We start from the raw sequence: 13460 nt of genomic DNA, 5'->3' as shown, positions 1-13460 counted from the left end.
ATTACGCGGCCAGAACGGCTTTCGGCTCGACCAGTTCGTAGCCCAGCGCTTCGGCCACCGCACGATTCGTGATCTTGCCCTTGTGGACATTGAGGCCGTTGCGCAAATGATGGTCGTCGACCAGCGCCTTCAGGCCCTTGTCGGCGAGCTGCAGGCCGTAGTGCAGTGTCGCGTTGTTCAACGCATGGGCCGAGGTCACCGGCACGGCACCTGGCATGTTGGCGACGCAATAGTGGATAACGCCGTCAACCTCGTAGGTCGGCTCGGCGTGAGTCGTCGCATGCGAGGTTTCGAAGCAGCCACCCTGGTCGATGGCGACGTCGACCAGCACCGAGCCCTTCTTCATGCCCGACAACATTTCGCGGGTGACGAGCTTCGGCGCCGCGGCGCCCGGGATCAGTACGGCGCCGACGACGATGTCGGCCGAGAAGCATTCTTCCTCGAGCGCCTCGACGGTCGAATAGCGGGTATGCACACGGCCGGCGAAGAGGTCATCGAGCTGGCGCAGGCGCGGGATCGAGCGGTCGATGATGGTGACGTCGGCGCCAAGACCGGCAGCCATGCGGGCGGCATGCAGGCCGACGACGCCGCCGCCGAGCACGGTGACCTTGCCGGGAAGCACGCCGGGCACGCCGCCGAGCAGCACGCCACGGCCGCCATTTGCCTTCTGCAGCGCCGTGGCGCCGGCCTGGATCGACAGGCGGCCGGCGACTTCCGACATCGGCGCGAGCAGCGGCAGGCCGCCACGATCGTCGGTCACGGTTTCGTAGGCGATCGCGGTCACGCCCGAAGCGAGCAGGCCCTTGGTCTGTTCCGGGTCCGGAGCCAGGTGAAGGTAGGTGTACAGGATCTGGCCGTCGCGCAGCTGCGCCCATTCATTGGGCTGCGGCTCCTTGACCTTGACGATCATGTCCGACTTGGCGAACACGTCGGCGGCGGTCTTGGCGATGGTGGCGCCGGCGGCGCGATAGGCATTGTCATCGGCGCCAATGCCGGCACCGGCACCAGTCTCGACCAGTACTTCATGGCCGTGCGCCACATATTCGCGAACCGAGCCGGGCGTGAGGCCGACACGGTATTCGTGGTTCTTGATTTCCTTGGGGCAGCCGACGCGCATTGTCTTCTCCTGATCCGGGCCCTTTTGGGCTCACTCCCTGTATCGTCTGAGTGAACCACGAATCGGCGCGCAAGTGTTTGCGAATGCGCTTGCGCGGACAGGCACGTTTCGATAATTGTTGCGCCAAATGGCCGGATATTCGCAGGATTCACGAAAAATGCCGCTCGACAGGATCGATATCGCCATTCTTGAGACATTGCAGAAGGATGGCAGGATACCCAATGCGGCGCTCGCCGAGAAGGTTGGCCTGTCGCAATCGGCCTGTTCGCGCCGGCTCGATAATCTGGAAAAATCCGGAACCATTCGCGGCTACCACGCCCGGCTTTCCAATGCAGCGCTCGGTCATCAGATGACGGCGATCGTGCATATATCCTTGTCGGGCCAGTTCGAGAAGACGCTGTCGGATTTCGAGGCGGCAATCAAGCGGTGCCCCAACGTGCTGTCCTGCCACCTGATGTCGGGCGAATACGACTACATCCTGCGCATCGCGGCAAAGGACCTGGTCGACTATGAGCGCATCCACAAGGAATGGCTGTCGGCCATGCCGCATGTCACCAAGATCAACTCGTCCTTTGCCTTGCGTGAAATCGTCGACCGCACCGCCATGGGCATGAAGCCGGAGATGGCTTAGACGTATTGATATTCAGGTGACGCGGGCCTCCGAACGGCAAGGTCTCGCGCTTTCGATGCTCACGGACCCGAATGTCTGCTCCGTTCCGATTCTCAGACCTCGCCATTCTCGGCACGGCCTGACCTGAATCTTAACACATCTGGCTGGCTTCCGTGACAATCCGATCCATCGGAATGTCGTGCGGCTGCGGATAAATGGTCGCGATGCGCTGCAGTTCGTAGCCGACTCCGATGACCAGCGGCCTGAACGGCATGGCGGCCAGCGTGCGGTCGAAGAAGCCGCCGCCATAGCCCAGGCGATAGTTTGCAGGATCGATGCCGACGATCGGCGAGATGACGATGTCCGGCAGCACCGGATCGCCCTCGGCCGGGATCGGGATGTTCCAGACGCCTTTTTCCAGCCGGTCGCCCGGTTTGTAGGCGCGGAAGATCAGCGGTTGCGCTTTCTCCACGACGATGGGCAGCGCTGTGCGGCCGCCTCGTTCATTGATCGCCGCCATCCACGGCCGCAGGTCCGGTTCGCCGCGAAACGGCCAGTAGAGACTGACCGTGCGGCCAGCGATATCGCCGATGATCGCGTCGAGCCCTTCGGCGATGCGCTGAGACATTGCCGTTCGCGCGTCGGCCGAAACTGCGAGTCGCGCTGCGATCAGCCGCTCGCGCTCGGCTTTGCGCCAGCGTCTCACATCGGTCCAGTCGGATAGCGGCGCCTGGAATGCCGGATCGAGTTCATGCATGAAGCGGGGCGGCGAGGCATACTGTGCCGGACCCTGGTCGTCATGATCGTTAGCCATGCGTCACCTCATCGCGTGTTTGATCAGGCTATACCTCGCGACACGATACATCTTGTGCATTCACGACATGGGACGACGAGTCCCGGGCACCGTCCTTTTGTTGCTGCGTTGCACAAAAATACCTACATTCAGGACAGGCGATCTTGCCGTCAGGGGTGAACGAGATGACTGAACCCAGCCACCATGTCATCGTTGTCGGTGCAGGTTTCGGCGGCCTCGAATTCACCCGAGCGCTCGCCGGCGCACCGGTGCGCATCACCATGATCGACAAGCGCAACCATCATCTTTTCCAACCGCTGCTCTACCAGGTTGCGACGACCGCGCTGGCAACCTCCGAGGTTGCGTGGCCGATCCGCCATCTCCTGCGCAAGCGCAAGGACGTGACGACGCTACTGGCCAATGTCACCGGCGTCGACCGTGCCGGCAGACGCGTGCTGCTCGATGACGGCAGCGCGGTCGCCTACGACACGCTAGTGCTGGCCACCGGCGCGCGGCACGCCTATTTCGGTCATGATGAATGGGAGCCTTTTGCGCCGGGTTTGAAGACGCTGGAGGACGCCACCACCATTCGGCGGCGCATTCTCCTGGCTTTCGAGCAGGCCGAGCGCGAAACCGATCCCGCCAGGCGCCAGGCGCTGCTGACCATTGCGATCGTCGGCGGTGGGCCGACCGGCGTGGAACTCGCCGGCACCATCGCCGAACTGGCACACGACACGCTGCGCGGCGAGTTCCGCAATATCGATACGCGGCAAACGCGCGTGGTGCTGATCGAGGCCGGCGACCGCATCCTTGCCAATTTCGCGCCGAAACTCTCCGGTTACGCCAGCAAGGCGCTGGAGCGTCTTGGCGTGACGGTTGAGCTCGGCCGCGCCGTCACGCGCTGTGACGCCGAGGGTGTTGTGTTTGGCGACAAGCAGCTGGCAGCCCGGACGATCCTGTGGGCGGCCGGCGTTGCCGCCTCGCCCGCCGCCGAATGGCTGGGCGCGAAGGCGGATCGCGCGGGCAGGGTGCTCGTCGAGCCAGACCTCAGTGTGTCCGGCAGCCCGGAGATTTTTGTCATCGGCGACGCCGCTCTTGTGCTGAGGCCAGATGGACGGCCGGTACCTGGCGTGGCGCCTTCCGCCAAGCAGGAGGGCCGACATGTCGCGGCCACCATCAAGGCCAGGCTTGCCGGCGACAAGACGGTACGTCCTTTCCACTACAAGCACGCCGGCGACCTGGCGACGATCGGAAAACGCGCCGCCGCGATCGATTTCGGCTGGATCAAGCTCACGGGCTGGCTCGCCTGGTGGCTGTGGGGAATTGCGCACATCTATTTCCTGATCGGTTTCCGCAACCGGCTGGCGGTTTCCCTGAGCTGGCTATGGATCTACGTCACAGGCCAGCGCAGCGCCCGGCTGATCACCCAGGGCGACGACGACAAGACCTGACTTTTCTTCACTGTTCCATTCATCCGCGCGTCATCTCCAGCTGATGGACTGATGTCCGGATGCGCGCGACTTCTTGAGTGGACTTGAGCCTATTTCGGCGCGAAGTTCGCTCCGGGGCAGGGCGTCAGGTAGTCGAACAGGAGAAAACATGTCGCAACTGCTCCACCCCGTCTCCCGCCGCGGTTTTCTCGCTGGCGCCGCAGCCACAGGGGCGCTGATCGTGCTTCATCCCTTCTCCGCCCGCGCTCAAGCTAACCAGGCGCATCTTCGGATCATGGAAACCACCGACATCCATGTGAACGTGCTGCCCTATGATTACTACGCCGACAAAGCCAACGACACGATGGGCCTGTCGCGCACCGCATCCCTGATCGACGCAGTGCGCAAGGAAGCCGTTAACTCGATGCTGATCGACAATGGCGACCTGCTGCAGGGCAACCCGATGGGCGACTACATCGCCTACGAGAAAGGCCTCAAGGACGGCGACCTGCATCCGATCATGAAAGGCATGAACCTGCTCGGCTATGAATGCTCGACGCTCGGCAACCACGAGTTCAACTACGGCCTGTCTTTCCTGGACAAGGTGCTGGCCGGCGCCAATTTCCCCTTCGTCTGCGCCAATCTGATCCGCGGCACCGAGCTTGCCGCCAACCCGCGTGACGACAAGCTCTACCTCAAGCCCTATGTGATCCTCGACAAGAAGATCAAGGACGGTTCGGGCGCCGAACAGCCGATCAGGATCGGCATTATCGGTTTCGTGCCGCCGCAGATCATGGTCTGGGACCTCAAGAATCTCGAAGGCAACGTCAAGACGCGCGACATCGTCGAGGCGGCCAAGGCCTGGGTGCCGCAGATGAAGGAAGAGGGCGCCGACATCGTCATCGCGCTCTCGCATTCCGGCATTGATGTGAAGCAGGGCGACATGATGGAGAACGCCTCGTTCTTCGTCGCCGGCATCGATGGCGTCGATGCCGTGTTCACCGGTCACCAGCATCTGGTGTTCCCCGGCAAGAAGGATTTCCAGTCGCTCGAAGGGGTCGACACGCAAAAAGGCACCCTGCAGGGCAAGCCGGCCGTGATGGGCGGTTTCTGGGGCTCGCATATGGGTCTGATCGACCTGATGCTGGAGCGTGACGGATCGAAATGGAAGGTCGTGTCCGCGACCTCCGAGGCGCGGCCGATCTTCGAGCGCGTCGACAACAAGAACAAGCCGACTGTCCCCGACGACAAGCGCATCATCGCCGCCCTCGAGCAGGACCACCAGGCGACCCTGGCCTATGTGCGCCGTCCGGTCGGCAAGACCTCCGCGCCGCTCTATTCCTATTTCGCGCTGGTCGCGGACGATCCGTCGGTGCAGGTCGTCAGCCAGGCGCAGACCTGGTACTTGAAGGACATACTCAAGAGCACGCAGTGGAAGGACGTGCCGCTGCTGTCGGCCGCCGCTCCCTTCAAGGCAGGCGGGCGCAACGGCGCCGACTACTATACCGACGTGCCTGCCGGCGACATCGCCATCAAGAACGTCGCCGACCTCTATCTCTATCCCAACACCGTGCGCGCCGTCGAAATCACCGGCGCCCAGGTCAAGGAATGGCTGGAAATGTCGGCCGGCATCTTCAACAGGATCGAGGCGGGGAAGACCGACCAGACGCTCATCAACACCGATTTCCCGTCCTACAATTTCGATGTCATCGATGGCGTCTCCTACAAGATCGATCTGTCGCAGCCGCCGAAATATGATGCCAAGGGCGGCGTGGCGAATGCTGGCGCCAATCGCGTCGTCGACTTGATGTTCGACGGAAAACAACTTGATCCCAATCAGAAATTCGTCGTCGCGACCAACAATTACCGTGCCGGCGGCGGCGGCAATTTCCCCGACATCAATGCCTCCAAGATCATCTACGAAGCGCCCGACACCAACCGCGACGTCATCGTTCGCTATATTGTGAGCCAGGGCACGATCAACCCGTCGGCCGACGGCAACTGGTCGTTCGCGCCGCTGCCGGGAACCAGCGTCGTGTTCGAGACGGGCGTCAAGGCAAAGGACTTCATCGCCGATGTGAAGTCGCTGAAGATCGAACCGGCGGGCGAGGGCGAAGCCGGTTTTGCCAGGTATCGCATCCTGCTTTGATCCGGTGGCCTGAAACGGTTCGGCATTTCAGGGAAACGCCGAACCGCTCCATCTCTCGATTGAAGGCAATTCCGGATCGTTTTCACCGGTTTCGGAATTTGCCTTGTTTCCCGGGATTGCTCCGGCCGGTGCGCATGGCGCGGCCCTTAGTTTTCGGGGGTCAGCGGCAGTGCCGTCGCGGGGGCTTGCGGGCTGACCGGCTGCGTCGGCTCGAGCGACATGCCAGTCGGGTCGCTGGGCACGGTCAAGGGCGTCATCCCGGCCGGAGCATGCACCTCGTGGATGGTCGAGGTTGGTGTGTTGTCGATGAGATCGCCGGCACCAGGCGTCGTGGTTGGACTGATGCTGGCACCCAGCGGATCGTTCATGACGGTCGGTGGGGTTATGCGCCGTGCATCGGCAGCGGATATCGCGGCAAGCAGGATGGCAATGGCGGTAAGTGTTCGCTTCATGGAAGCCTCCTATGGTCAGAGGCGCTCGGCGTAATCTTGGCGCGGGGCGTCCGATGCGTGAGAACGGCCGACGCACGATCGCGGTTTCATCACGTCGCATCAAGACGCCGCGATTGGCGCTTTGGCTTAACCTCGTAAGCTCGACGGTGCGGGGATGTTCACCAAAAGGCGGCCCACTGGCATATCGACCTACGCCTTGTAGACCACCTGGCGCACGTCGATGTAGCTGGCGCGGAAACCGGCTTCGCAATAGTGCAGGTAGAACTCCCACAGCTTCTTGAAGCGATCGTCGAAGCCGAGCGGTACGATCTTCTCCCACGACGCCCAGAAACGATGCCGCCATTCGGCGAGTGTGCGCGCATAGTCGTCGGGGAAAACGCGCTCACGCAGATGCGCAAGGCCATGATCCTTGCCGAGCGCCTTCAGGATCGACGGTGTCGGCAGCATGCCGCCGGGAAATACATAGCGCTGGATGAAATCCGGCCTGGCGCGATAGGTGTCGTAAGCGGCTTCGTTGATGGTGATGATCTGCAGACCCGCGGTGCCGCCGGGTTTCAGGCAAGCTTTCATCTTCGAGAAGAACACCGGCCAGTATTTTTCGCCGACCGCCTCGAACATCTCGATAGACGCAATGCGGTCGTAAGTCCCTGTTTCGTCGCGGTAATCCTGCAGCTTGATGTCGACCTTGTCGGCAAGCCCGGCCTTGGCGATGCGTGCCTTGGCGAAGTCGTGCTGTTCGCGGCTGATCGTCAGTCCCGTAACGCGGCAGCCGATTTCGCGTGCCGCGAATTCGGCAAAGCCGCCCCAGCCGCAGCCGATCTCCAGCACATGATCCTTTCCGCCGATACCCGTATCCCTGGCCAGTGCCCGATATTTGGCGGCCTGGGCGCTTTCAAGATCATTGGCGCCGTTGGCGTAGAGCGCCGAGGAATAGGTCATGCTCGGGTCGAGCCACTCCTTGTAGAAGGCGTTGCCGAGATCGTAGTGCGCCGAGATATTGCGCTTCGAACCGGTGCGCGTGTTCTCGTTGAACCAGTGGCGGATGCGCTGGACGGTATTGATGAGCCAGCTGGCGCCGCCGGCGACGCGTTCGCCGATCGCCGAATTGACCACGAACAATTCTAGGAAGCTGGTCACGTCAGGGCTTTCCCAATCGCCGTCCATATAGGATTCGGCAACGCCGATCGTGCCGCCGGAAAAGGCGCGGCCTGGCAGGCGCCAGTTCTTCAGCACCAACTCGGCGTCGGGGCCAGGCCCCTTGCCGCCGACCAGAACGGCGCGACCGTCCGGCATCCTGACCTTGAGCGAACCGCGCGGCAGGTTCATCGCCGCCGAAAGCACCATGCGCGCCTTGGCCGGCAGGCCCTTGACGATCTCGGCGAAATTGAATTCGTCGAGCCTGACTGCTTCGCTCAGCGCTGCGCTGTGATGTTCCCCATGTGCCATTTCACGCCCCTGGATTTTCGTGGTTTCGGCGCAAATTGCCGAGCCACGATTCTCTTGGATCATGCGCCAGGTTCGAACGCCCTTGCCTGGTCCCGTTAGCTCATGGGTTCGGCGCGAGGCGGGCTCGAACGAAAGCGCGTGCCTGTTAGCCAAAGCTTCAGCGCTTCCCAGCGAATGCCTGGTCACAATCTTCCACGTCATGAGGGGGAACTTCAAGAGGCAGGCCATTGGCTGGGCTGTGCCACGTGTCGCTTGGTATCTCTCCCTTGCGTCGAGTTGCTGCCCGAACTCAAAAACGGCTATGGCCGCCGCCACGCCTGTGCGATAGTTTTAGCCATGCGTTATGTAATCGTCATCGCCGCCATCGCATTCTTCCTGATCTGGGATGGCCTGTACAATCAGGGCCGGTATCTCGACATGTCGGTCAGGGAACTCTCCCATGTCGTTCGTTACGTCACCGGCAAGGCCTGAATAGTCCCTCCCAACCTGGACATTCCTTCCGAAGATCCGAGCCGTTCGTCATCGCGAGATGAGGTCCGGCACCGTGCGGGCGCGTCGCAAGGACGCGTGGCTCCATGAACGGTTGACGCCAGGGGACCGCCGTCACTAAAGACCCCTGCATTCAGATCGAGGAGGCGGAATTGATCCGGCATATCGTTTTCTTCAGCGCCCGGCGCAAGGAGGATGTGGAGGCTGTGCGCAGCGGGCTTTTGGCGCTCGGCAACATTCCTCATTCCAGCCTTTTCGAGGTCACTTTGAACACCAAGGTCGACCCGCTGTCGGATGAAGTTGATGTTGTCGTCTACGCTGAGTTTGCCGATGACGCGGCGCTGGCCGCTTACAAGGCGCATCCGCTCTATGCGCAGACCACCAGCAAGGTCAAACCCTTGCGCGAACTGCGCTATTCCGCCGATGTCGTGGCCGGCAGCTGATCAAGTGCCTGCTCCAGCAGGTGCCGTGGTCGACGCCCCATCAGATAACCCGGCAGTACATGAAGGCCGCCAGGCAGATTGGTGGCCTTCCGCCAGGCCTTCAACTCGGCCAGCACGACGCTGGAATGGCCCTGCGCCGCCGCTTTCAGCGCGCCGCGCACCGTCAGATAGTTGAGGATCGACCCGTAGCCGCTTCGATCGATAATCGGGACAGCGGAGCATCCCCCGCGCGGGGGGATGCCGCCGCGTCAAATCCTGCGGCGGCGGATGAGAAGAACCTTGAACGGTTTTGCGGAATGATGCACATCGCGCCTGCATGACCCGAACAACAGCAGCCGGCATTCATCCGCTCGATCATCTGGTGCTGCCGACGCAGAACCTCGATGTGGCGCGAGCCCGGCTCACTTCGCTCGGCTTCGTCGTCGCCCCGACCGGCATCCATCCCTTTGGAACGGAAAACTGTTGCGTTTTCCTCGCCGACGGTACCTATCTTGAGCCGCTTGCGATTGGCAGCGAACAGGCCGCGATCAAGGCCGCCGCCGAAGGCAATGTCTTCGTCGCGCGCGACCGCCTCTACCGCGAAAGCCACGGCGATGAGGGGTTTTCCGCGGTGGTGCTGGGGACCGACAATGCCGATGCCGATCATGCGCGCTATGTCGAGGCCGGCCTGTCGGCGGGAGGCACGCTGAGCTTTTCACGCGCTTTCACCGATACATCAGGCAAAAGCGACGTGGCGTCATTCAAGCTGGCCTTCGCCTCGGCCAATGACACAACCGATGCGTTCCTTTTTGCCTGCCAGCGCATCAATGCGCCTGATGTGGACCGCGCGGCTTTGCAGGCCCACGCCAATGGCGCGACAGGCATCGTGGAAGTGGTGGCGATCAGCGACCACCCAGCCGAACAGTCTCGGCTGATTTCCGTGGCGGTGGGGAATCCCGCTGCCGGCGTGCAGGGCTCAGCGTTTCATTTGCCAAATGCAACGCTGAGCGTGCTCGATCCCGTGTCTTTCGCCGAGCGTTTTGGTGTCTCGGCCGGTTTACCCACGAAGCTTCGCTTCGCGGCGGTCGTCTTCGCGGTCCGCAGCGCCAATGCCACATCGAGCCTGCTTGCAGCCAATGCCATACAGCACGATATAGCGGGGACTGACATTGTCGTGCAGCCCGCATCCGGACAGGGCGCGGCTTTCATCTTCCGGGAGATCCAATGAGCAAGCCCCAAGCGTCCAATTCGACGACGCCCAATTCGTCGGTAACGGTCGGCAATGTCGTCTTCGACAACAATGCGGCCTTGGCGCTGATCGCCGGCCCGTGTCAGTTCGAATCGCGCCAGCATGCCTTCGACATGGCTGGCGCGCTGAAGGAACTGACCGGCAGGCTCGGCATCGGCCTCGTCTACAAGACGAGTTACGACAAGGCCAACCGCACCTCGCTGTCGGCAACACGCGGCGCCGGCATGGATGCCGCGCTTCCCGTCTTTGACGAACTGCGCAAGGCGTTTTCGCTTCCCGTGCTGACCGATGTCCACACCGAGGAGCAGTGTGCGATCGTCGCTCCGCATGTCGATGTGCTCCAGATACCTGCCTTCCTGTCGCGTCAGACCGACATGCTGGTCGCCGCGGCAAGGACCGGCAAGGTCATCAACGTCAAGAAGGGGCAATTCCTTGCGCCCTGGGACATGAAGAACGTGGTCGCCAAGATCACAGGTTCCGGCAATGCCAATGTCCTGACCACCGAGCGCGGCGCGTCCTTCGGCTACAACACGCTGGTATCCGACATGCGGGCCCTGCCCATCATGGCCGAAATCGGGGCTCCGGTGATTTTCGACGCCACGCATTCGGTCCAGCAGCCGGGCGGGCAGGGCGGTTCGTCAGGCGGCGAGCGTCGCTTTGTCGAAACCTTGGCTCGCGCGGCCGTCGCCGTCGGCGTTGCCGGCGTCTTTATCGAGACCCACCAGGATCCCGACAATTCGACCTCTTCCGACGGACCGAACATGGTGCCGCTGAAGGACATGCCAGCGCTTCTCGAGAGACTGATGGCCTTCGACCGGATAGCCAAGGGCCGCTGAGCGGGCGCGTCCCGCCGCCGCTTGTGGTGGATAGGGGCCGGTTGTACGCTTGGCCGGCAAATGAGCGTCTTGGCAGGAGGAAAGCCATGTCTGTCGCCCGCGTCACCGAAATTACCTCGTCATCGAAGAAGAGTTTTCAGGACGCTATCGAGAAGGGAATCGCCCGCGCGGCGAAAACCCTGAAAAACGTGGAAGGCGCCTGGATCCAGGATCAGAAGATCGTCGTCGAGGACGGCAAGATTTCGGCCTACCGCGTCAACATGAAGGTGACTTTCATTCTCGCGGAGTGACTGTCCGAAGCATAGAAAGTCGGGAACTTTCGCCCGTCCTCCTCATTGTCAAAGCAGTGTTCAACGACAACGAGGAGCAGATCATGACAACACAGACAGGCCACACCGAAGCCATTGCCGCTTCGCGAGTCATCGGCACATCCGTCTACAACACAGAAGGCAAGAGCATCGGAAGCATCGAGGACATCATGCTCGACAAGACGTCGAACGGCATCATGTTCGCGGTGATCGGGTTTGGCGGCTTCCTTGGTATCGGCGAGAAGTATCACGCCGTTCCCTGGGCGAGTCTCGACTATGATGAAGACAAGGGCGGCTACGTCGTGCCCTTCTCGAAGGAGCAGCTGAAGGCGGCGCCCGCCTATTCCATCAATGAACTGGCCGGCGCGGACGGTGAAAGCGCGCGTGACGCGTCCTATGAGTATTATAAGGTCACGCCCTACTGGCATTGATCCCACAGGCAAAAAGGGCCCCGTTTCGACGGGGCCCTTTTTTGATTCCACATCGTCGTCACTCGTTGATGCTCAAGGCCGGCAAAGTAACAATGGCCTTTGGCGGCGACTGCTGATTGTCGCATGATGTCAGCAACGCGACCGCGATCAGAAACAGACTGACAATACCACTCAACTCGGACATGGCGAAACTCCTCCTGTTTCGCCCCGCGCGACAATAGCCATAACCCGAAATTGATGTCCGGGCGCATGACTTATGATGACAGAAATTTGCGCTTCGTGAATCGGGCCGGCGGCACTATTCGGCCATGGCTGGATTGCCTTTTGCGTCGCTTTGGCTAAGACGGGCGCGACCTTTCGTCAGATCAATCGGGGACATCGCAATGACCGCCATCATCGACATTGTCGGACGTGAAATCCTGGACAGCCGTGGAAACCCGACCGTCGAGGTCGATGTTGTACTCGAAGACGGTTCGATGGGCCGCGCCGCGGTGCCGTCAGGAGCCTCGACCGGCGCCCATGAGGCCGTCGAGCTTCGCGATGGCGGTGCGCGCTATCTCGGCAAGGGCGTGCTGAAGGCCGTGGAGGCGGTCAACGGCGAACTTTTCGAGGCGATCGGCGGCATGGAAGCCGAAAACCAGATCCACATCGACCAGACGATGATCGAACTCGACGGCACACCCAACAAGAGCCGGCTCGGCGCCAACGCCATTCTTGGCGTTTCGCTGGCGGTGGCCAAGGCCGCGGCCGATGCCGCCGGCCTGCCGCTCTACCGTTATGTCGGCGGCACCAAGGCGCATATCCTGCCGGTGCCGATGATGAACATCATCAATGGCGGCGCGCATGCCGACAACCCGATCGACTTCCAGGAGTTCATGATCCTGCCGGTCGGCGCGCCGACGCTGCGCGAAGGCGTGCGCTGGGGCTCGGAAATCTTCCACACGCTGCGCAAGAAGCTGAAGGATGCCGGCCACAACACTAACGTTGGCGACGAAGGCGGCTTCGCCCCGAACCTGAAGAGCGCGCCGGTGGCGCTCGATTTCATCATGGAATCGATCGAGAAGGCCGGCTTCAAGCCGGGCGAGGAGATCGCGCTCGGCCTCGATTGTGCCGCCACCGAGTTCTTCAAGGACGGCAATTATGTCTATGAAGGCGAGAAGAAGACGCGTGACCCCAAGGCGCAGGCCAAGTACCTTGCCAAGCTTGCCGCCGACTATCCGATCATCACGATCGAGGATGGTTTGGCCGAGGACGATTGGGAAGGCTGGAAATACCTGACCGACCTGATCGGCAAGAAGACGCAACTGGTCGGCGACGACCTTTTTGTCACCAACACGGCGCGCCTGCGCGACGGCATCCGCATGGGCGTTGCCAATTCGATCCTGGTCAAGGTCAACCAGATCGGCTCGCTGACCGAAACGCTCGACGCGGTCGAGACTGCCCACAAGGCTGGCTACACCGCTGTCATGTCGCATCGTTCCGGTGAGACCGAGGATTCGACCATCGCAGATCTCGCCGTCGCCACCAATTGCGGGCAGATCAAGACGGGTTCGCTGTCGCGCTCCGACCGCATGGCCAAGTACAACCAGTTGATCCGCATCGAGGAAGAGCTCGGCAAGCAGGCGCGTTACGCCGGCAAGTCGGTGATCAAGGGCTGATCCGAAAACACTGAACTCGGATGTTGCACGAAGGGCGGGATCATTCCCGCCCTTTTTCATTTCGTTGTCG

15 protein-coding genes are annotated in these 13460 nt (G+C 61.8%); 10 read left to right on the top strand and 5 right to left on the bottom strand.

From position 1 onward, the window contains the following. Position 1: 1 nt before the first annotated feature. Positions 2-1117 (bottom strand): alanine dehydrogenase, encoded by a 1116-nt coding sequence (gene ald, locus EB231_RS21415; RefSeq protein ID WP_172350612.1) that lies wholly within the window; start codon positions 1115-1117, stop codon positions 2-4. A gap of 157 nt (positions 1118-1274) precedes the next feature. On the opposite strand from ald, the gene EB231_RS21410 reads away from it, so the two are divergent. Continuing rightward, positions 1275-1748 (top strand): Lrp/AsnC family transcriptional regulator, encoded by a 474-nt coding sequence (locus EB231_RS21410; protein WP_010909317.1) that lies wholly within the window; start codon positions 1275-1277, stop codon positions 1746-1748. A gap of 130 nt (positions 1749-1878) precedes the next feature. On the opposite strand, the gene EB231_RS21405 is transcribed toward EB231_RS21410, so the two are convergent. Further along, positions 1879-2541 (bottom strand): 5-formyltetrahydrofolate cyclo-ligase, encoded by a 663-nt coding sequence (locus EB231_RS21405; protein WP_172350611.1) that lies wholly within the window; start codon positions 2539-2541, stop codon positions 1879-1881. 164 nt (positions 2542-2705) lie between these two features. Between EB231_RS21405 and EB231_RS21400 the strand changes: the two genes are divergently transcribed. Both EB231_RS21400 and EB231_RS21395 read left to right on the top strand, forming a co-directional pair. Then, positions 2706-3971 carry an NAD(P)/FAD-dependent oxidoreductase gene (locus EB231_RS21400; protein ID WP_172350610.1) on the top strand — a complete coding sequence of 422 codons (1266 nt, stop codon included), beginning with the start codon at positions 2706-2708 and terminating at the stop codon, positions 3969-3971. 148 nt (positions 3972-4119) lie between these two features. Then, positions 4120-6099 (top strand): bifunctional 2',3'-cyclic-nucleotide 2'-phosphodiesterase/3'-nucleotidase, encoded by a 1980-nt coding sequence (locus EB231_RS21395; protein ID WP_172350609.1) that lies wholly within the window; start codon positions 4120-4122, stop codon positions 6097-6099. A 146-nt stretch (positions 6100-6245) separates the two neighbouring features. Here EB231_RS21395 and EB231_RS21390 read toward each other — a convergent pair whose 3' ends face one another. Beyond that, on the bottom strand, positions 6246-6551 hold the full coding sequence (locus EB231_RS21390) for a hypothetical protein (RefSeq protein WP_172350608.1): 306 nt from the start codon (positions 6549-6551) through the stop codon (positions 6246-6248). Between the two features lie 189 nt (positions 6552-6740). Beyond that, on the bottom strand, positions 6741-7997 hold the full coding sequence (locus EB231_RS21385; protein ID WP_172350607.1) for an SAM-dependent methyltransferase: 1257 nt from the start codon (positions 7995-7997) through the stop codon (positions 6741-6743). Between the two features lie 336 nt (positions 7998-8333). On the opposite strand from EB231_RS21385, the gene EB231_RS35550 reads away from it, so the two are divergent. The 6 genes from EB231_RS35550 to EB231_RS21360 all read left to right on the top strand — a co-directional run bounded on the left by EB231_RS35550 (position 8334) and on the right by EB231_RS21360 (position 11732). Beyond that, positions 8334-8468 (top strand): hypothetical protein, encoded by a 135-nt coding sequence (locus EB231_RS35550; RefSeq protein ID WP_275451202.1) that lies wholly within the window; start codon positions 8334-8336, stop codon positions 8466-8468. A 170-nt stretch (positions 8469-8638) separates the two neighbouring features. Beyond that, entirely contained in the window at positions 8639-8929 is a 291-nt protein-coding gene (locus EB231_RS21380) for a Dabb family protein (protein ID WP_140773883.1), read from the top strand. 316 nt (positions 8930-9245) lie between these two features. After that, on the top strand, positions 9246-10136 hold the full coding sequence (locus EB231_RS21375; protein WP_172350606.1) for a VOC family protein: 891 nt from the start codon (positions 9246-9248) through the stop codon (positions 10134-10136). Then, positions 10133-10993 (top strand): 3-deoxy-8-phosphooctulonate synthase, encoded by an 861-nt coding sequence (kdsA, locus tag EB231_RS21370; protein WP_172350605.1) that lies wholly within the window; start codon positions 10133-10135, stop codon positions 10991-10993. Before EB231_RS21375 ends, kdsA begins: the two co-directional genes overlap by 4 nt. 86 nt (positions 10994-11079) lie before the next feature. Further along, complete coding sequence (locus tag EB231_RS21365; protein WP_172350604.1) at positions 11080-11283, top strand: dodecin family protein; 204 nt, start codon at positions 11080-11082, stop codon at positions 11281-11283. 83 nt (positions 11284-11366) lie between these two features. Then, positions 11367-11732, top strand: a complete 366-nt coding sequence (locus tag EB231_RS21360; protein WP_140773880.1) for a PRC-barrel domain-containing protein — start codon at positions 11367-11369, stop codon at positions 11730-11732. A gap of 58 nt (positions 11733-11790) precedes the next feature. Here EB231_RS21360 and EB231_RS35545 read toward each other — a convergent pair whose 3' ends face one another. Beyond that, on the bottom strand, positions 11791-11916 hold the full coding sequence (locus EB231_RS35545; protein ID WP_281411399.1) for a hypothetical protein: 126 nt from the start codon (positions 11914-11916) through the stop codon (positions 11791-11793). 199 nt (positions 11917-12115) lie between these two features. Here EB231_RS35545 and eno point away from each other — a divergent pair, with 199 nt between their 5' ends. Next, a complete protein-coding gene (gene eno, locus EB231_RS21355) occupies positions 12116-13390 on the top strand; it encodes a phosphopyruvate hydratase (protein ID WP_172350603.1) in 1275 nt (424 codons plus the stop codon). The last annotated feature ends 70 nt before the right edge of the window (positions 13391-13460 follow it).

Source organism: Mesorhizobium sp. NZP2298 (assembly GCF_013170825.1).
Classification (GTDB): domain Bacteria; phylum Pseudomonadota; class Alphaproteobacteria; order Rhizobiales; family Rhizobiaceae; genus Mesorhizobium.
This window is presented reverse-complemented; position numbering and strand designations above follow the sequence as displayed.